Origin of the sequence: Mycolicibacterium pulveris (genome assembly GCF_010725725.1) — a bacterium.
In the GTDB taxonomy this organism is placed as follows: domain Bacteria; phylum Actinomycetota; class Actinomycetes; order Mycobacteriales; family Mycobacteriaceae; genus Mycobacterium; species Mycobacterium pulveris.
Genome location: NZ_AP022599.1, coordinates 2,119,257 through 2,136,535, shown reverse-complemented (window position 1 = coordinate 2,136,535; position 17,279 = coordinate 2,119,257). Strand labels below are relative to the sequence as shown.

The 17,279-nt window shown below is 67.8% G+C and carries 14 protein-coding genes and 1 pseudogene; 10 read left to right on the top strand and 5 right to left on the bottom strand.

The annotated features are described in order from the left end of the window. Positions 1-2 precede the first annotated feature (2 nt). Genes phnC through G6N28_RS10270 form a run of 3 tightly spaced genes read left to right on the top strand, consistent with a single transcriptional unit; the run spans position 3 to position 3,411 of the window. Positions 3-827, top strand: a complete 825-nt coding sequence (gene phnC, locus G6N28_RS10280; RefSeq protein ID WP_163899954.1) for a phosphonate ABC transporter ATP-binding protein — start codon at positions 3-5, stop codon at positions 825-827. After that, positions 824-2,422: a phosphonate ABC transporter, permease protein PhnE gene (phnE, locus tag G6N28_RS10275; protein ID WP_163899953.1), complete on the top strand. Its 1,599-nt coding sequence runs from the start codon at positions 824-826 to the stop codon at positions 2,420-2,422. Before phnC ends, phnE begins: the two co-directional genes overlap by 4 nt. After that, a complete protein-coding gene (locus G6N28_RS10270) occupies positions 2,398-3,411 on the top strand; it encodes a zinc-binding dehydrogenase (RefSeq protein ID WP_163899952.1) in 1,014 nt (337 codons plus the stop codon). The genes phnE and G6N28_RS10270 overlap by 25 nt, the downstream gene beginning before the upstream one ends. On the opposite strand, the gene G6N28_RS10265 is transcribed toward G6N28_RS10270, so the two are convergent. Together G6N28_RS10265 and G6N28_RS10260 are read right to left on the bottom strand one after the other, a co-directional pair. Beyond that, complete coding sequence (locus G6N28_RS10265) at positions 3,365-4,243, bottom strand: alpha/beta hydrolase (protein ID WP_235674534.1); 879 nt, start codon at positions 4,241-4,243, stop codon at positions 3,365-3,367. The genes G6N28_RS10270 and G6N28_RS10265 overlap by 47 nt on opposite strands. 163 nt (positions 4,244-4,406) lie before the next feature. Next, positions 4,407-6,575 carry an acyl-CoA dehydrogenase family protein gene (locus G6N28_RS10260; RefSeq protein WP_163899950.1) on the bottom strand — a complete coding sequence of 723 codons (2,169 nt, stop codon included), beginning with the start codon at positions 6,573-6,575 and terminating at the stop codon, positions 4,407-4,409. Positions 6,576-6,752: 177 nt separating this feature from the next. Between G6N28_RS10260 and G6N28_RS10255 the strand changes: the two genes are divergently transcribed. Next, complete coding sequence (locus G6N28_RS10255) at positions 6,753-7,976, top strand: alpha/beta hydrolase (protein ID WP_163899949.1); 1,224 nt, start codon at positions 6,753-6,755, stop codon at positions 7,974-7,976. Between the two features lie 30 nt (positions 7,977-8,006). After that, positions 8,007-9,416, top strand: coding sequence for a WS/DGAT/MGAT family O-acyltransferase (locus G6N28_RS10250; RefSeq protein WP_163899948.1), 1,410 nt, complete (start codon positions 8,007-8,009; stop codon positions 9,414-9,416). 47 nt (positions 9,417-9,463) lie between these two features. Here G6N28_RS10250 and G6N28_RS10245 read toward each other — a convergent pair whose 3' ends face one another. From G6N28_RS10245 to G6N28_RS10235, 3 genes are read right to left on the bottom strand one after another with little or no spacing between them, the layout of a single operon-like run. Then, complete coding sequence (locus tag G6N28_RS10245) at positions 9,464-10,732, bottom strand: alpha/beta hydrolase (RefSeq protein WP_163899947.1); 1,269 nt, start codon at positions 10,730-10,732, stop codon at positions 9,464-9,466. Then, a complete protein-coding gene (gene fadD12, locus G6N28_RS10240; protein ID WP_163899945.1) occupies positions 10,725-12,344 on the bottom strand; it encodes an acyl-CoA ligase FadD12 in 1,620 nt (539 codons plus the stop codon). The genes G6N28_RS10245 and fadD12 overlap by 8 nt, the downstream gene beginning before the upstream one ends. 7 nt (positions 12,345-12,351) lie before the next feature. Next, positions 12,352-13,167, bottom strand: coding sequence for a lysophospholipid acyltransferase family protein (locus G6N28_RS10235; protein ID WP_163899943.1), 816 nt, complete (start codon positions 13,165-13,167; stop codon positions 12,352-12,354). A gap of 97 nt (positions 13,168-13,264) precedes the next feature. On the opposite strand from G6N28_RS10235, the gene G6N28_RS10230 reads away from it, so the two are divergent. From G6N28_RS10230 to G6N28_RS10210, 5 genes and pseudogenes are all read left to right on the top strand, one after another. After that, positions 13,265-14,047 (top strand): crotonase/enoyl-CoA hydratase family protein, encoded by a 783-nt coding sequence (locus G6N28_RS10230; RefSeq protein ID WP_163899941.1) that lies wholly within the window; start codon positions 13,265-13,267, stop codon positions 14,045-14,047. 37 nt (positions 14,048-14,084) lie between these two features. After that, positions 14,085-14,408 (top strand): DUF8129 domain-containing protein, encoded by a 324-nt coding sequence (locus G6N28_RS10225; protein ID WP_064927613.1) that lies wholly within the window; start codon positions 14,085-14,087, stop codon positions 14,406-14,408. A 26-nt stretch (positions 14,409-14,434) separates the two neighbouring features. Further along, a complete protein-coding gene (locus G6N28_RS10220) occupies positions 14,435-15,271 on the top strand; it encodes a crotonase/enoyl-CoA hydratase family protein (protein WP_163899939.1) in 837 nt (278 codons plus the stop codon). A 109-nt stretch (positions 15,272-15,380) separates the two neighbouring features. Further along, the gene (locus G6N28_RS10215; protein ID WP_163899937.1) at positions 15,381-16,226 is read left to right on the top strand and encodes an arylamine N-acetyltransferase family protein; all 846 of its coding nucleotides are present in this window, start codon (positions 15,381-15,383) and stop codon (positions 16,224-16,226) included. Between the two features lie 134 nt (positions 16,227-16,360). Further along, positions 16,361-17,278, top strand: a pseudogene (locus tag G6N28_RS10210) (helix-turn-helix domain-containing protein). Position 17,279: the final 1 nt, after the last annotated feature.

Sequence of the window (17,279 nt, the reverse complement as noted above, 5' to 3'; positions counted from 1 at the left end):
CGATGGCTGCCCCGGATCTGCAGCACCCCGCGGTCGCGGGTGACGACCTCGTCGTCTCGGTCCGCGACCTCACCAAGAAGTTCGGTGACACCACCGCGCTCGACGCCGTCTCCCTCGATGTGCGTCGCAGTGAAATGGTTGTGCTACTGGGGCTTTCCGGATCCGGCAAATCGACCCTGCTGCGTTGCCTCAACGGACTGCACGAGGTCACCAGCGGCAGCGTCGAGGTGGGTGGGGTGCGCGTCGATCAAGCCTCCCGAGCCCAAGTCCGAAAGCTGCGACGCAACGTCGGGTTCGTGTTCCAGCACTTCAACCTCGTCGGGCGGCTGAGCTGCCTGGAGAACGTGCTCATCGGCGGGCTCGGCAGGCTCACGTTTCCGCGATACGGCGCCTTGACCTTCCCCAGGGCCATGCGGCGGGACGCGATGACCCACCTCGACAGGGTCGGGTTGGCCGACTTCGCGCAGCGCCGTACCGACACGCTGTCGGGTGGGCAGCAACAGCGGGTCGCCATCGCCCGCACGCTGATGCAACGCCCGGGTCTGCTGCTCGCCGACGAACCGGTCGCGTCGCTGGACCCCGAAAACGCGGGCGTCGTCATGGATCTGCTGTTCCGGGTGTGCATCGAGGAAAAGCTCACCGTGGTGTGCACCCTGCATCAGGTCGACCTCGCGCTGGGCTGGGCGCACCGGCTGATCGGCCTGCGCGACGGCCATAAGATCCTCGACCGGCCCGCCGTGGGCATGACGCACGACGACGTGATGGAGGTCTATCGGCGCGTGCAACCGGACGTCACCGCGCCGGCCAGGGCTTCGGGTTGGCCTTGAGCAGCACCGTAAAGGACCGCCCGGTCGCCTCGCACACCGGAGGTCGACCGGCCGGCCCGCCGCGGCCGGGGCTGCTGCCGCTGCTCGCCGCGGCCGCCCTGGGTTGCACCGTGCTATCGGCCTGGTCGATCGACTTCGCGCCCGCCACCCTGCTCAACGGGCTCGACGAAATCTGGGCGCTGCTGGACCGGATGCTGCCGCCCCGGCTCGACGACCCGGGCCGGATCGGGGTGCTGGCGGTCGAGACGCTGTTGATGGCGGTGCTCGGCACCGTGCTCGCCGCGATCGCTTCGGTGCCGTTGGCGTTCCTGGCGGCGCGAAACACCACCCCGCACCCGGCGGTGTATGCGGTCGCAAGGGCGATCATCACGTTCTGCCGGGCCATGCCCGATCTACTGTTCGCGGTGCTGTTTGTCCGCGCGTTGGGGATCGGGGTGCTGCCCGGGATCCTCGCGCTGGCACTGCATTCCATCGGGATGCTCGGCAAGTTGTTTGCCGACGCGATCGAGCAGACCGACCCTGGACCGCGTGAAGCGGTGCGCAGCACCGGGGTCGGGTACCTGCGGGAGATGGTCAACGCCGTGGTGCCGCAGGCCATTCCGTCGTGGATCGGCACCTTCATCTATCGCGTCGACATCAACCTGCGGATGTCGGTGGTCCTCGGGTTCGTCGGCGCAGGCGGTATCGGCTTCGCGCTGCAGGACGCGCTGCGCGGCCTGATCTATCCCCGGGCACTGGGAATCGTGCTCGTCATCCTCGCCGTCATCGCGGCGATGGAACTGGTCGCGATCGCGGTGCGGCGCATGCTGCTCACGCCGGCGGTTTCCAACCCGCGCCGCGACCGCGCCATGCGGTTCGGGTTCTGCGGGCTACTCATCGGCCTGACCGTCGCGGCGCTGCTGGTCTTGAAGATCAACCCGCTGTCCCTGCTGACCTGGGTGGGACCGTCGATCGACGTCTTCGCCCGGATGATCCCGCCGAACTTCGCGACGCTCGGAGGCGCGCTGTTCGAAGCGACCGTCCAGACCGTCGCGATCGGCGTGGTGGCCACGGCGATCGGGATCGTGCTGTCCATCCCGGTCGGCATTCTGGCCGCGCGCAACATCACCCCGAACGCGGCCATGTACTGGGCCGCACGCGGGTGGATCCTGCTCGTGCGCGCGGTGCCCGAGCTGATTCTGGCGGTGATCTTCGTCGCCGCACTCGGCCTGGGACCGGTCGCGGGAACATGCGCCTTGGCCATCGGATCGATCGGCTTTCTGGCCAAGCTCGTCGCCGATTCCATCGAAGAGATCGATCCCGGGCCCATCGAGGCGGTCCACTCGGTCGGTGGCGGCTGGTGGAAGACGCTGTTCTCGGCCGTCATCCCTCAGGCCATGCCCGCGATGGTCGGTTCGAGCCTGTACATGTTCGACGTGAACATCCGCACCTCAACGATTTTGGGCATCGTCGGCGCGGGCGGCATCGGCTTTCTGTTGTTCGAGTCCATCCGCACATTGAACTTCGACGTGGCGGGCGCGATCGTGATCGTGATCTTCGTCGTCGTCTACGCGATCGAGAGGTTGTCGGGTTGGATCCGCTCTCGCCTCGTGTGACTCGGGCCGCGGTGTGGACCGGCACCGGGGTCGACATCAGGAGTGTGGCGATACCTGAACTGCGCGAGGGCGAAACGCTCGTGCGGGTCCGGTTGGCCACCGTGTGCGGCAGCGACCTGCACACGGTGCGTGGGCGGCGTACCGCGCCCTGCCCGTCGGTGCTGGGACACGAGGCCGTGGGCGACGTCCTCGCAGCGGGTCCTCACGCACCGGTGGCCGTGGGGCAACGCGTCGTCTGGTCGGTGACGGTCGGCTGCGGCGACTGCCCGCGGTGCCGGTCCGGACGGACCGCCAAGTGCCTGTCGGTGCGCAAGATCGGGCACGAACCGTTCGACGGTGACTGGCCGTTGTCCGGTGCCTACGCCGAACACGTCGTGCTACCGGCGGGTGGCTGTGTCGTCGCGGTGCCCGCGGGGCTTCCCGACGCCGTGGCGGCGCCCGCCGCGTGCGCCACCGCCACGGTGATGGCGGCACTGGAGCCTGCCGGGGACCTCGCCGGTCGTCGCGTGCTGGTCTGCGGGGCAGGCATGCTCGGGGTCACCGCCGCGGCCGCCTGCGCCGACGCCGGAGCAGCGGTGTCGATCACCGATGTCGACGCCCGGCGCGTGGAGTTGGCGCGCTGTTTCGGGGGTGCGCCCGACCACGGCGGCCCGGTCGACGTGGCCGTCGACTTCTCCGGCTCGTCGGCGGCGGTCGGCGACGCGCTGGCGCGCCTGGATGTCGGCGGGATCCTGGTCCTGGCCGGCTCGGTGATGCCGTCGCCTCCGGTCCCGGTGGACCCGGAAACCGTTGTGCGCCGCTGGCTGACGGTCACCGGGGTGCACAACTATGAACCGCGCCACCTTCACGCCGCGATCGACTTCCTGAACCGCACACGCCACACCTATCCGTGGGCTTCGGTGGTGGCAGACCCGATTCCGTTCGACGCTGTCGCCGACGCGCTCACATCCGCCCCGGCCGGCAAGCTACGCGCGTCGGTCGCCCCATGAACGTGCGCTGAGCGGCCGCAGGCGCGAGCGCTTGGCGCAGCATCGCACATTGGCTGTTGAAAAATGCCTGGGACACCGCGGCTTTGGGCGCGATGCCGTCAAAGCCGTGAAAGGCGCCGTCGACGACCTCGACCTCGCACGGCACCCCGGCGGCCGTCAACCGCTCGGCATAGGCCAGGTCTTCGTCGTGAAAGAGGTCCAGGGACCCGACGCCGATCCAGGCGGGCGGCAACCCGCTGAGGTCCTCGCGGCGCGCGGGCACCGCCACGTCGGGATCCGCGTCGCCCAGGTAGGCGGCCCAGCCGAACCTGTTGCTCGACTGGTTCCACAACCGATGGCCGGGGTGGTCCAGATCGTGGCGCTCGGCGGTGCGGTCGTCGAGCATCGGATACACCAGCAACTGCGCCGCCAACGCCACCTCGCCGCGGTCGCGGGCCAGCAGGGCCAGCGCCGCGGCCAACCCGCCGCCGGCGCTGGCCCCACCGATGGCCACCCGCGCCGGGTCCACCGCCGGCAGGGCCGCCAACCAGGTCAACGCCGAATAGCAGTCCTGTAGCGCGGCGGGGTACGGGTGCTCGGGCGCCAGCCGGTAGTCCACCGAGGCGACGGTGGCGCCCAGCTCGCGGGCGAATCGCCGGCACAACACGTCATCCTGGGCCGGATGACCGATGACGTATCCACCGCCGTGGATCCACAACAACGCCGGCCCCGTCGCGGACCCGCCGGCGGCCCGGAACAGCCGCACCCCGACCCCGGATGGCAGGGTCAGTGCCTCGATGTCGCGCGGAACCCGGCGCCACATCGCCCGCGTCGCCATCCGAATCATGGGCATCGTGATCGGGCTGATGAGATGTTTGGGAGCGAGCCGCGCGGCGCGGCGCAACTCGGGATGAAATTCCGGACGAGGACGGGAAGATCGGTTACGCGACACCAGATCAGTAAAGCTTCGCGCTGGCGCTCCGGTCGAGGATCGACCAAAATCGCGTGCCATCAGGCTACTTCAGCAGCGGGTCGCGCGGCAGGCCGAGAATGCGTTCGGCGATGGTGTTGCGGGTGATCTCGGAGGTGCCACCGGCGATCGTCATCGCCCGGTTTCCGAGGTATGCCAGGGTCAGCGTCGGTGCCTGCCCGACGACCGGTGCGGTGCCCGCCAGTTCCATGGCCAGTTCCGTCATCCGCTGACCGGATTCGGCGACCAGCAGCTTGGTGACGTTGCCCTCCGGGCCGGGTTCGGAGCCCGCGATCGCGCGGGTGATCCGGCGCAGGTTGAGCAACCGCAGCGTGTGGGTCTCCGCGATGACCTCTCCCGCCCGGTGCAGATAGTGCGCTGCGGTGTCGGCCGGTATGCCATCGAGCAGCTTGACGAGATCCTCGGTGGCGAAACCCGTTGAGCCGCCTGAGCCTCCACCGATCGATATCCGCTCGTTGCCCAGCGTGGCGCGGGCCACCAGCCAGCCCTTGTTGACGTCGCCGACCACGTCGGAGTCCGGAACGAAGACGTCGTCGAAGAAGACCTCGTTGAAGTGGGCGTGCCCGGTCAGGCCCTGTAGCGGGTTGACCGTCACGCCAGGGGCGTTCATGTCGATCGCCATCATCGTCACCCCCGCGTGCTTGGGCGCGTCGGGATCGGTGCGCACGGTGGCCAAGCCCCATTGGCACATGTGCGCCAGGCTGGTCCAGACCTTCTGTCCGGTGACACGCCAGCCGCCGTCGACCTTCTTGGCCGAGGTTTTCACCGCGGCCGCGTCCGAGCCGGCATTCGGTTCGGAGAACAGCTGGCACCACATCACCTGGCCGCGCAGCACCGGTTCCACCCAGCGCTCCCGCTGCTCGTCGGTGCCGGCCTGAGCGATGGTCAGCGTCACCCATCCGGTGATGCCCAGGTCCGGGCGTTCCACCCCGCGGAATTCCTCTTCGATGACCAGCTGTTCGAGTACATCCGCCCCGCGACCCCATGGCTTCGGCCAGTGGGGCACAAGGTATCCGGAGTCGACGAGGAAGTCGCGCTGCTGCTCGGCGGGTAGCGACTGCAGGGTTTGGACGGCTTCGCGGGCCTGCTCGCGGTACTGCTCCGCCTCGGCGGGAAGGGTGAACGACGCGCCCTGGGCGTGACCGCTGCGTTGGGCGTCGACGACGTCGAGAAGCGGGTCGCCGGCCTCGGCCATCAGCGCCGCCAGGGTGCGGGCCCTGCGCAGGTAGAGATGGGCGTCGTGCTCCCAGGTGAAACCGATACCGCCGTGCAGCTGAATATTGTTCTGCGCGTTGAAGATCTGGGTGCGGATGGCGTGGGAGGCAGCCACCGCGGCGGCGAACCAGGCACCGTCGAGGTCCTCGGCACGCGCCGCATCCCAAGTGGCCGCGGTGGTCACCTCTGCGTTCACCAGCATGTCGGCAGCGTGATGTTTGACGGCCTGGAAGGTGCCGATGGTGCGGCCGAACTGTTCACGCACCTTGGCGTACTCCACCGCCATGTTCAGGCTGGCCCAGCTGACCCCGACCGCCTCGGCCGAAGCCAGGGTGCGAAACACGGTGCGCGCCTTGCGCGCCGCACCGCGCAGCACCCGGTCCTCGGCCACCGTCACGTCGTGCAGAGCGACGGAGCCGATACTGCGAGTGGTGTCCAACGACTCCAGCGCGGTGACGGTGACCCCGTCGGCGGTCGCGTCGATCACGGCAACGTCCTCGCCCACGATCACCACCAGCAGATCCGCGTCGGGAGCGCCCAGCACCGCCCGACATTCGCCGGTCACCGCACGATCGGCACCGACCGCCACCGTCCCCGACACGGCAAGGGCGCCCACCCGTGAGCCGTCGACCAGGCCCGGAAGGACTTCAGCGCGAACAGAATCTGGCGCGCACCGGTCGATCACCACCGCCGCCGCCGCGCTCGGCAGGAACGGCCCCGGGCACAGCCCATGCCCCTGGGCCTCCAGCACGACGGCCAACTCGGCCAGACCGAATCCCGAGCCGCCGTGCTCCTCGGCGATCGCCAGGCCGAGCCAGCCGATCTCGGCCGCCGCCGACCAGACGTCGGCCGGGTGCGACGGGCCGTCCTCCAGCGTCGCGCGCGCGGTGGCCCGGCTGTTCAGGCGGTTGAGCTGCCCAAACGCCGAATCGGCCAGGTCGGTGTGTTCCTCGGTGATGGCAAGGGCTGATCTACTCACGGTGGACGTCCTCGTTCAGCTCGCGGTTTACATTCGACGCTCGTCGAGTAACGCTAACGCCATTGCCCAGCTCAGCGTGTGCCCAATGCGGATTACATCGAATTGTGACGGGAATGAGCAGGTCCGATCTTCGTCATGTCGTCGTTTACGGGCTGGGCTGCGGGGTACAGTTCCGCAATGGCGGTACGGCCGGGGACCCGGTATCCGGGAGCGACGATGTGGACACGTGCCAGGTGGATGCTGAACGCCGGGCCGTCGGACTACCTGCTCGCGATGAGCGTCGCGTCGGCGTCACTGCCCCTGATCGGGAAACAGCTTGAGCCGCTTGGGGCTGCCACCGCGATGGGGGTGTGGGGGTCGCGTCACCTGCCCGACTTTCTCGGTGCGACGGCCAAGTCGTGGCTTGGCCGCGGCAACGCGGAGCTGCGGCGCTCGGAGCGCGAGAGCACGACAGCGGTCGCCGTGGCCGCGTTGCGCGACGTCATCAACGCCTCCGACCTCGACATCGACTGGCCGGCGCCGCAGCGGGTGCCGCCGTTGTGGAACCTGCTCGAGCATCGGCGCAGCGTCTACCGCACCTCGGTGCGGTACGGGCCGAGGCCGTCGCAGTTGCTCGACGTGTGGCGGCCCAAGGAGCTGCCGACCGAGCCCGCGCCGGTGATGATCTTCGTGCCGGGCGGTGCGTGGGTGCATGGCAGCCGGATGCTGCAGGGCTATGCGTTGATGTCACATCTGGCCGAGAAGGGCTGGGTGTGCTTGTCCATCGACTACCGGGTGGCGCCCCACCACCGCTGGCCGGCGCACATCGTCGACGTGAAGACGGCGATCGCGTGGGCGCGCGCGAACGTCGACAAGTTCGGCGGCGACCGCAACTTCGTGATCATCGCCGGAACCTCGGCGGGCGGGCATCTGTCGGCGCTCGCCGGCCTGACCGCCAACGATCCCGAGCTGCAAGACGAGCTGCCCGAGGGCTCGGACACGTCGGTGGACGCGGTGGTCGGCATCTACGGCCGGTACGACTGGGAGGACCGTTCGACGGCGGAACGGGCGCGGTTCGTCGACTTCTTGGAGCGTGTCGTCGTCAAGCGCAAGATCACCAAACATCCCGACATCTTCCGCAAGGCGTCACCGATCGCGCGGGTGCATCCCGACGCACCGCCGTTCCTGGTGATCCACGGGACCGGCGACACGGTGATCCCCGTCGCGCAGGCCCGGGTGTTCGTCGAGCGGATGCGCGCCGTGTCACGGTCGCCGGTGAGTTATCTGGAACTGCCCGGCGCGGGTCACGGGTTCGACCTGACCGACGGTGCGAGGACCGGTTCGATGGCCACTGCAATCTCGTTGTTCCTCAACCATATTCACCGGAACCGGTCGCTGATCGGTGCGAAACAAGTCATCTAGCGTGCTGCTGCTCCGGAAAGGGGGTGGCTCTTGAAGAGGCTGAGCGGCTGGGACGCGGTACTGCTGTACAGCGAGACGCCTGCGGTGCATATGCACACCCTGAAGCTGGCCGTCATCGACCTTTCCGAACTCAGGGGCCGTGCGTTCGGGATCGAGGACTTCCGCAAGGTCATCCACGGCCGGCTCTACAAGCTCGACCCGTTCCGCTACGAGCTCGTCGACATTCCGTTCAAGTTCCACCACCCGATGTGGCGGGAGAACTGCGAGGTCGACCTCGAATACCACGTGCGCCCCTACCGGGTGGCCAGCCCCGGCGGCCGACGCGAACTCGACGACGCCGTCGGCGAGATCGCCAGCACACCGCTGGACCGCAGTAAACCGCTGTGGGAGATGTATTTCATCGAAGGGCTGGCCAACGGCCGGATCGCGATCCTCGGCAAGATCCACCACGCGCTGGCCGACGGCGTCGCGTCGGCCAACCTGCTGGCGCGGGGGATGGACCTGCAGGCCGGGCCGGACCGGGATTCGTATGCGACCGACCCGGCGCCGTCGCGCGCGGAACTGGTGCGCACCGCGTTCGGCGACCACCTGCGCCAGATCGGGCGGCTGCCCGGGGTGATGCGCTACACCGCACAGGGTTTGCGGCGAGTGCGCAAGAGCACCTACAAGTTGTCGCCGGAGCTGACCCGGCCCTTCACTCCGCCGCCGTCGTTCATGAACCATCGCGTCGACGCGCAGCGGAGGTTTGCGACCGCCACGCTGTCGCTGGCGGATGTCAAGGAGACCAGCAAGCACCTCGGCGTCACGATCAACGACATGGTGCTGGCCATCTCGGCGGGCGGGCTGCGCCGGCTCTCGCTGAAGTACGACGGGCACGCCGATCATCCGCTGTTGGCCTCGGTGCCAGTCAGTTTCGACTTCTCACCCGAGCGCATCTCGGGTAACCGGTTCACCGGCGTGATGATGACGGTGCCGATCCAGCTCGCCGACCCGCTCGAGCGGGTTCAGGCCGTGCACGACGCCGCGGTGAGCGCCAAGGAGACTCACTACCTGCTCGGCCCCGAGCTCGTCAGCAGATGGTCGGCCTATTTCCCACCCGCGCCCGCCGAGCGGCTGTTTCACTGGCTGGCCGAAAAGGACGGGCAGAACAAGGTTCTCAACATCCCGATCTCGAACGTGCCCGGTCCGCGTGAGCATGGTCGGGTCGGCGGCGCGCTGGTGACCGAGATCTACTCCGTCGGGCCGTTGACGACCGGCAGCGGTCTGAACATCACGGTGTGGAGTTACGTCGACCAGCTCAACATCTCGGTGCTGTCCGACGGAGCCACGCTGTCCGACGCGCATGAGCTCACCGACGCGATGGTCGAGGCCTTCGTCGAGATCCGCCGCGCGGCTGGGCTTCCCGAAGAGCTGACCGTCGTCGAATCCGCGATGGCCTGATCACCACCTTCCGCGAGCAGACGCCAACACCCCTAAAATACGGGGGTTCAGGGGGTTTTCGCGTCTGCTCGGCGTAAGGATGCCGTGTGTTTGGCGTGCACCCAGGACAGGAACGTCTCGACCGCCTGCGCGGTGTAGTGCGCCCGTGGCGACCCGTAGAAGTCGAACGCGTGTTGGGCGTGGGGGATCTCGGCGTAGGCAACGGTGGAGGTCGAGACGCTGCGCAGCACGTCGGCGAAATCGCGTCCCTCCTGCACCGGGATGATCGAGTCGTCCTGGCCGTGCAGGATGAAAAACGGTGGGGCATCGGGACGCACCCGCCGAATCGACGACGCGTCGACGTAGACCTGCTTGTGCTCGGTGATGCGTTTCTTCACCACGAACTTCTGCAGGAACGCGATGAACTCGCGTCGTCCCGGGCCGCGCGCGGACACCCAGTCGTAGCGGCCGTAGATCGGCACCGCCGCCACGACCGAAGTGTCGACGTGCTCGAAACCCGGCTGCCACTGCGGGTCATCGAAGGTGAGCGCCGCCAACGACGACAGGTGCCCGCCCGCCGAACCGCCGGTGATCGCCACGAAGTCCGGGTCGCCGCCGTAGTCGGCGATGTTCTCCTTGATCCAGGCCAGTGCGCGCTTGACGTCGACAATGTGGTCCGGCCAGGTGTGGCGCGGGCTCACGCGGTAGTCGATCGACACGCACACCCACCCGCGGTCGGCGAGGTGGCTCAGCAGCGGGTACGCCTGCGGGCGGCGCATGCCGATCGCCCATGCGCCGCCGGGCACCTGCAGCAGCACCGGCGCCTTGCCGTCGCGCGGCAGGTCGGCGCGCCGCCAGATGTCGGCGCGGTTCACCTTGGCGTGCGGGCCGTACTGCACCGTGCCTGCCCTCTCGACGTAGCGCCGGCGGATCAACTCGTTCGGCGGTACCCCGACGAGCGCACGCGGTCGCCGCGCCGGCTGTGACTGCGCCGCTATCGCCTCGTAGTCCTCGCCAAGGGTCTCGCGCAACGGTTCCTCGAAGTAGGGCCGCGATGTCGCGTTGCGGTACATGATCAGGCCGAGCAGTCCCCAGGCGAACGCCGTGAGCGCCAACGCGATCCGGCCCCGGGCGCCGCGGAAGTCACCGCGGATTCCGCGTCGGACCGCGTCCACGATCGAGCCGGCCAGATACAGCGGTGCCGCCTCGGTGGTCGGCCAGCCGAACGCGAACACCGGCAGCGTGATGTATCCCACGCGGCCCAGCGGGCGCACGCCGTTGGCGGCGTTGACGAGCTCGGCGACCGCGCGCAGCAGCGGGAAGCGTCGCCTAGCCACGGTCGACGAGAGCTTGCAGGTCGCGGCGCGCAATCTTGCCGGTACTGTTGCGGGGAAGTTCGGTCAAAATCGTAATCTCTCGGGGCACTTTGTAATTCGCCAGGCTATCCCGGACGTGCTGCTTCAGTGAGTCGGGAGTAGCCGTAGCGCGCTGATTCAAAACCACGAACGCGACCAGCCGCTGACCGAACTGCTCGTCGTCCACGCCGAGCACCGCGGCTTCCGCCACGTCGGGATGCGCGCTGAGCGTCTTCTCCACCTCGCTCGGGTAGACGTTCTCACCGCCGGAGACGATCATCTCGTCGTCACGGCCGACGACGAACAGCCGGCCCGCGTCGTCGAGGTAGCCGACGTCGCCCGACGACATGAAGCCGTCGTGGAAGTCCTTCGTGGTGCCCGACGTGTAGCCGTCGAACTGGGTCGAGTTTCGCACGTAGATGCTGCCGACCTCGCCGGCGGGAACCTCACGCAGCTCGCCGTCGAGGATGCGGATCTCGGTGCCCTCGGCGGGCCGACCCGCGGTGTCGGGCGCGGCACGCAGGTCCTGCGGCGTCGCGGTGGCGATCATCCCGGCCTCGGTGGCGTTGTAGTTGTTGTAGATGACGTCACCGAACTGATCCATGAAGGCGATCACGACGTCGGGTCGCATCCGGGAACCCGACGCGGCGGCGAACCGCAGTGAGCGTCCGCTGTAGCGGGCCCGGACGTCGTCGGGCAGTTCCATGATTCGGTCGAACATCACCGGAACCACACACAGCCCCGTGGCCCGGTGCCCGTCGATCAGCTCGAGCGTGGCCTCGGGGTCGAACTTGCGCCGCGTAATGATCGTGCATGCCATCGACGCGGCGAATGCCAACTGGGAGAAGCCCCAGGCGTGGAACATCGGTGCCACGATGACGACGGGTTCCTCGGCGCGCCACGGTGTGCGGTCCAGGATCGCCTTGAGAACTTCGGGGCCGCCGCCGGAATGCTTGGCACCCTTGGGTGTTCCGGTGGTGCCCGAGGTGAGCAGAATGACTTTGCTCTTGGTGCCCCGTCGTTCTGGATGACGCCCGGCGTGGGTGTTGACGATGCCCTCGACGGTGAGGCCTTCGACGGGGTTGTCGGACCACGCGACGATGCGTGTCGTGTCGGGTCTGCCGGTGAGAGCCCGGTCGACGGTGGCGGTGAACTCCTCGTCGTAGATGATCACGTCGACTTGTTCGCGTTCTACCACCTCGGCCAGCGCGGGTCCGGCGAACGACGTGTTGAGTAGCAGTACGTCGGCGCTGATGCGGTTCACCGCGATCAACGACTCGACGAAACCGCGGTGGTTTCGCGCCATGATGCCGATGACCTTCGGATTCGCCTCGGCCTGCAATCCGGCGGCAAGGGCGTCGGCGCGCTCGTCGATTTCCCGCCACGTCAGGGTGCCGAGTTCGTCGACGAGGCCGGGACGGTCCGGGCAGCGCTGTGCTGCACTGGCGAATCCCGAAGTGATGCTCATGTTTTCGCGCTGCATCGCGGCAGCGATGCGCAAATACTTGTCGGGGCGTAACGGGGCGATCAGCCGGGCCCGGCGCATGGTCGCAATCAGGCCCAGCGTGTCGGAGAGTCGCTCGACGATGGCCACGGTCGTCTCAGCCCAGCACAGGAAGTCGGCGTTCTGCGGCCAGTTCGTCCAGCGCGCGCTGCATCACCCGGCGCACGTGGGCGTCGACCTCGTCGATATCGGGGTCTGCCCCGAACTCGGCCTCGATGTCGATCGGAGACAGCACCTGCATGACGATCTTGGACGGCAGTGGGATGTTGGGCGGGATCACCAGGGACAGCCCGAACGGGAAGCCGAACGAGATCGGCACGATCTTGGTGCGGGCCAGGCGCGCAATCGGTCCGAGGCGCTCGGCCAGCCACGTGCCGCGGGAGAGGAAGATCTGGGTCTGCTGGCCGCCGATGCCCACCGTCGGCACGATCGGCACGCCGGCGTTGAGCGCCGCTTTCACGTAGCCGGTGCGGCCGCCGAAGTCGATCACGTTCTCCGAGAACGTCGGTCGGTACACGTCGTAGTCACCACCGGGGAAGACCACAACGAGTCCGCCCGAACGCAGTGCGGCGTCGGCGTTTTCACGGTTGGCGGTGATGTAGCCGATGCGCCGGAAGAAGTCGCCGGTCGGCCCGGTCATCAACATGTCGTGGCTCAACGTGTACAGCGGCCGGTGGTAGCCGTGTCGGTCGTAGAAATCGGCCGCCAGGATCGGCACGTCCATCGGGAACAAGCCGCCGGAGTGGTTGCTGACCACCAGCGCGCCACCCCTGGGGATGTTGTCGAGGCCGCGCACCTCCGAGCGGAAGTAGCGCTTGAGGAACGGGCGGGCGAGGCTCATGACCCGTTCGGTCAGGCCGGGGTCCCACTTGGCAAGCTCCGACGGCCTGGTCTTGGTCTCGGTCGCGGCCATGGGGCCCCCTTCGATGGAAAACTGAAACGTGTTCTAGTTTAGCCTGGCGTGTCCGGTGTGCCGAAATGACGAGTTCGGCGGTCGTTACGATCACCGCGTGAGCGACGAAACAAGTGGAACCAAAGAAGCAGTACTGGTCGAGCAGCGTGACCGGATCCTGATTATCACGATCAACCGGCCCGAGGCGAAGAACGCGGTGAACGCGGAGGTCAGCCGGGGCCTGGCCGCCGCGATGGACCGGCTCGACGACGACAAAGGCTTGTCGGTGGGAGTGCTGACGGGTGCAGGCGGCTCGTTCAGCGCCGGGATGGACCTCAAGGCCTTCGCCCGCGGCGAGAACGTGGTGGTGCAGGGCCGAGGCATGGGCTTCACCGAACGACCGCCGGTCAAGCCGCTGATCGCCGCGGTGGAGGGCTACGCGCTGGCAGGCGGCACCGAGCTGGCCTTGGCCACCGACCTCATCGTGGCATCGAAGGAGTCGGCGTTCGGCATTCCGGAGGTCAAGCGCGGGTTGGTGGCCGGCGGAGGTGGGCTGTTGCGGTTGCCGCAGCGCATTCCGTACGCGATCGCGATGGAGCTCGCGCTGACGGGGGACAACCTGCCCGCGGCGCGCGCACACGAACTCGGTTTGGTGAACGTGCTCGCCGAACCCGGGCAGGCGCTGGAGGCGGCGATCGCGCTCGCCGAGAAGATCACCGCCAACGGGCCGTTGGCGGTCGCGGCGACCAAGCGGATCATCGTGGAGTCGCGCAGCTGGAGCCCCGACGAGATGTGGCGCAAGCAGATGGAGATCCTCGGACCCGTCTTCGCGTCGAACGACGCCAAGGAGGGCGCGATCGCGTTCGCCGAGAAGCGGCCGCCGAAGTGGACCGGCTCCTGACGGTTTTCCGTTGCGCCGCGGCGGGCAACCGAGGGGCATGGAACTTCCGCTGACGGACTACGACCAATTACCCCTCACCGAACTGCGCCACCGCATCCGCGCGCTGGACGAACCACAGCTGCGCCTGTTGTTCGATCATGAAACCGCGCACGGCAATCGCATTCCGGTGCTCGAGCTGCTGAACGCTCGGCTCCGGGAACTGACCCACGGCGCCGAGCCGTCCGGCGGCGATCCGGGCAACGCGCCCGGTGTCAGCGGCACTGCGGGCGGTTCACCCGTCCAGGAGTCGACCGCGGCCGAGCCCGGAACGCCGTTGCGGCACGGAGTTGCTTCGCAGACCCCGACTCGAGGACGGCCGTAGGGCCGAGGTCGGCGTGCAGCGGGCACATGGGTAGTTGTCCGGCTGGACCGGGCGTTGCGGCTAACGTCGCGGTCGTGGGTACGACAACTGAACCCAAGAGCACAGGCGGTGTACGGGTCGAGAAGAACGGACCCGTGACCACTGTCATCATGAATCGGCCGGAGGCCCGTAACGCGGTCAACGGATCCGCTGCCGCCGCACTCCTCGCCGCGTTCGAGGAGTTCGACGGTGACGACACCGCGTCGGTGGCCGTGTTGTGGGGCGATCACGGCAATTTCTGTTCCGGGGCGGATCTGAAAGCGGCCGAAACAGGTGACTTCAACCGTGTAGAGCCGACAGGTCCGGGCCCTATGGGTCCCAGCCGGATGACCCTGTCCAAACCGGTGATCGCCGCCATCAGTGGCTATGCCGTAGCCGGCGGCCTAGAGCTCGCGGTTTGGTGCGATCTACGAGTAGTCGAGGAGGATGCGATCTTCGGGGTGTTCTGCCGCCGCTGGGGATTGCCTCTGATCGATGGCGGTACCGTCCGACTACCCCGGCTGATCGGGCACAGTCGGGCGATGGATCTGATCCTCACGGGGCGCCCGGTCGGCGCAAACGAGGCGCTGGCTATCGGGTTGGCGAATCGCGTCGTGCCGACTGGCACCGCCCGTGAGGCCGCCGAGGAGCTTGCCGCCGAACTCGCGGCATTACCGCAAGGGGCTTTGCGTTCCGACCGCCTCTCAACGCTCTACCAGTGGGGTCGGAGCGAGGCCGAGGCCATGGACTTCGAGTTCGCCAGTCTGTCGCGTTCAGCATCCGACTTGCAGTCAGGTGCGCAGCGGTTCGCCGACGGAGCGGGCCGACATGGCGCCAAAATGTGACAATCCGATCTTGCAGGCGGCAGAGGCATCCGGTGTTCGCCCACCGACAATATGGCACCGTGGAACGCAAGCTTGACCTCAACAGCCGTTGCGGTTTCAGGATGTGGTCATGACGACCGACGTGAGCCCCGGGCTCGATCTGGCTGCCTACCTCGACCGGATCGGGTACACGGGCCCGACCGCGGCGACCGTCGACACGCTGAGCGCGCTGGTCTCCGCGCACCTCCGCTCTATCCCGTTTGAAAACCTCGATCCGCTGATGGGCATACCGGTTGCCGATCTGAGCGCAGCAGCCCTCAGCGCCAAGCTCGTGCAACGCCGCCGCGGCGGGTACTGCTTCGAACAGAACGGCGTGATGGGGTACGTGCTCACGGAGCTTGGGTACGGAGTCGAGCGCCTCGGTGGCCGCGTGGTGTGGATGCGCGACTCCGACGAGTTGCCCGCGCAGACGCACGAGACGCTGTCGGTCACGGTTCCCGGGGACGACGGGCGCTGGCTGGTCGACGTCGGCTTGGGTGGTCAGACGCTGTCTTCGCCGATCTTGCTGGAAGCCGGGCTTGTACAGCAGACCCGCCACGAGCCCTACCGGCTGCGTGAGCACGCCGACGGCTACATGCTCGAGTCGCAGATCCGCGACGAGTGGCGCCCGCTCTACATGTTCGGCATCCGACCCCAACCGCTGATCGACCGCGAAGTCGCAAGTTGGTATGTGTCAACGCATCCCGACTCCGGCTTTGTTCAAGGCCTGACCGCCGCGCTCGTCACCGACGATGCCCGCTGCAACCTGCGCGGCCGACACCTCGCGATCCACAGCGCCGACGGAACCGAACGAGTCCGCTTCGAGGATGCGGCCGCCGTGATGACCGCGTTGACCGAGCGCTTCGGCATCGATCTGACGAACCTCGGCGACAGCACCGACATCGAGGCACGCATCACCGAAGTCCTCGACACCTGACCACTACCGCGCCCAAAGGGACATTTCGGCGGATTTGTGCGAGTAACGTCCGCCATTTTGTCGATTTTGGCGGGAGCGCAGACAGCAGGAATTGTCATGCCCTCGCGACGGGCACACGACCATACTCGGTGAACGTGGGCGACGGATCACGCCGGGACCGGCTGCGCGAACTGCTGGACGCGGTCATCGAGGCCGACAACACCGAGGTCGGCGACATGGCGCGCAGCAGCTACTCGTCCGAATTTCACTTCTCCCGAGAGGTACGCCGGCTGACGGGGGAGTCGCCCGCTGCGCTGCGGCGTCGCGTCATGCTCGAGCGGGCGGCGTGGCGGTTGCGCCGCGGCGAAGCCGTCTCGGCTGTGGCCGCCGACGAAGGGTGGTCATCGGCGGAGGTGTTCTCGCGCGCCTTCCGCCGCACTTTCGGTGTGCCGCCGTCGCGGGCCGCCGAACTACCATTCCGCGTCCCCGCGCCCAACGGCCTGCACTTCCATCCGCCCCACTCACTGTGGCTGGACAGCGACGGAAACACCAAGGAGCCCGACATTTCTCAACTGATGGTGGCGCACGACGTCGCCGACACCACGTATCTCATCGATCGGGCCGCCCAGCTGTCGAACTCTCAATGGAGAGCACCGATTTCGCCGGGACAGGTCGTCCTCGGCTGGGACGGCCCTGAACCCAGCGCAGGTGCTGTCCTCGGCGCCATCGTGTGGACCAAGCAGGTCTGGCTGGCCACGATCGAGGGCCGTGACTTCCCGGATCGCACACCGACACAACCGGACTCGACCACACCGGAGGAACTAGCGGCCCACCATGAGGAGATCGGCAATCGTTAGACCGCAATGGTGTCGGAGTACACCGCCGAGGGCAGGCTGGGCGACACCATCATCGACGCGCTGTGCGATCCGCCGGAATCCTTCCAGCTGTACGGCATCGTCGCCCATGTGCTCACCTATTCCGCGCACCGACGTGAACTGGCGCGTCGGATGCTGGCACACCACGGTGTCAGCACCGAACGCGGCGATCCGCTCGAATGGATGAGGAGCAACTGAC

What these genes read in the sequence shown, in the direction of transcription:
- phnC (WP_163899954.1), top strand. Translation starts at nt 3, where the DNA reads ATGGCTGCCCCGGATCTGCAGCACCCCGCGGTCGCGGGTGACGACCTC.
- G6N28_RS10265 (WP_235674534.1), bottom strand. Translation starts at nt 4,243, where the DNA reads ATGCCCATGATTCGGATGGCGACGCGGGCGATGTGGCGCCGGGTTCCG.
- G6N28_RS10255 (WP_163899949.1), top strand. Translation starts at nt 6,753, where the DNA reads ATGGCGGTACGGCCGGGGACCCGGTATCCGGGAGCGACGATGTGGACA.
- G6N28_RS10235 (WP_163899943.1), bottom strand. Translation starts at nt 13,167, where the DNA reads ATGGCCGCGACCGAGACCAAGACCAGGCCGTCGGAGCTTGCCAAGTGG.
- G6N28_RS10225 (WP_064927613.1), top strand. Translation starts at nt 14,085, where the DNA reads ATGGAACTTCCGCTGACGGACTACGACCAATTACCCCTCACCGAACTG.
- G6N28_RS10220 (WP_163899939.1), top strand. Translation starts at nt 14,435, where the DNA reads ATGGGTAGTTGTCCGGCTGGACCGGGCGTTGCGGCTAACGTCGCGGTC.
- G6N28_RS10215 (WP_163899937.1), top strand. Translation starts at nt 15,381, where the DNA reads ATGACGACCGACGTGAGCCCCGGGCTCGATCTGGCTGCCTACCTCGAC.